General features: G+C 64.9%; 1 protein-coding gene and 1 pseudogene. Both read left to right on the forward strand.

Features of this window, described 5'->3' with window-relative positions:
- On the forward strand, positions 1 to 1,029 hold a 1,029-nt coding region (locus tag BMY30_RS17455), incomplete at its 5' end, for an L-serine ammonia-lyase (RefSeq protein ID WP_089715944.1).
- A gap of 26 nt (positions 1,030 to 1,055) precedes the next feature.
- A pseudogene (locus tag BMY30_RS17765) lies at positions 1,056 to 1,193 on the forward strand (S-(hydroxymethyl)glutathione dehydrogenase); the annotation flags it as partial.

Consider the following 1,193-nt stretch of genomic DNA (forward strand, 5'->3'; position numbering starts at 1 on the left):
GAGAGTCTGCCCCACCATCCCAACGCCATGCGGCTGATCGCCTACACCGACGACGGCGAGCTCTACCGGAACACTTACTACTCGGTGGGCGGGGGCTTCGTCATCGATGAGGCCCAAGCTGCTGGGGGTGAGCTGGATAGCGATACCACCCCGCTGCCCTACGATTTCCAGACCGGCGCCGATCTCTTGCGCATGTGCCATGAGAGCGGGCTGCGTATCAGCGAGCTGATGCTCGAGAACGAGAAGGTGTGGCGTAGCGAGGCCGATATCCGCGCCGGGCTCAGCGAGGTCTGGCAGGCCATGCAGGCTTGTGTGGCCAAGGGACTGGAGGCCCGGGGTGTACTGCCCGGTGGGCTCAACGTCAGGCGCCGTGCGCGGGCGTTACATGAGCGAATGCTGGCTAACATGGATGACGACTCGCTGATCGCCTCGACCATGTCGGCCATGAACTGGGTCAACCTCTATGCCCTGGCGGTCAACGAGGAGAACGCCGCCGGCGGGCGCATGGTCACCGCGCCCACCAATGGCGCGGCAGGCATCATTCCGGCGGTGTTGCACTATTACATGCAGTTCAGCCGCGGCGCCAGCCAGCGCGACGTGGTGGATTTCCTGCTGGCGGCCGGGGCCGTGGGCATCCTGTGCAAGAAGAACGCCTCCATCTCCGGCGCCGAGGTGGGTTGCCAGGGCGAGGTGGGTTCGGCCTGTGCCATGGCCGCGGCGGGCCTCACCGAGGTGATGGGCGGCAGCGTCGGCCAGGTGGAAAACGCGGCCGAGATCGGCCTTGAGCACAACCTGGGACTGACCTGCGATCCGGTGGGCGGCCTGGTGCAGGTCCCCTGCATCGAGCGCAACGCCATCGCCTCGGTGAAGGCGATCAATGCGGCTCAGATGGCGCTGCAAGGTGACGGCGAGCACTTCATCTCGCTGGACAAGGTGATCCGCACCATGCGCGATACCGGTGCTGACATGCAGGAGAAGTACAAGGAGACCTCTCGAGGCGGGCTTGCCGTCAATACCATCGAGTGTTGAACACTGGTTACAAGCAAGGAGAAAGTATGAAGTCACGTGCCGCCGTCGCCCTGGAAGCGGGCAAGCCCCTGGAACTGGTCGAGATCGACGTCGAGGGCCCCAAGGCCGGCGAGGTGCTGGTCAAGATGGCCGCCACCAGCGTCTGCCACACCGACGCCTATACC

This window comes from Halomonas daqiaonensis (assembly GCF_900109725.1).
Classification (GTDB): Bacteria; Pseudomonadota; Gammaproteobacteria; order Pseudomonadales; family Halomonadaceae; genus Halomonas; species Halomonas daqiaonensis.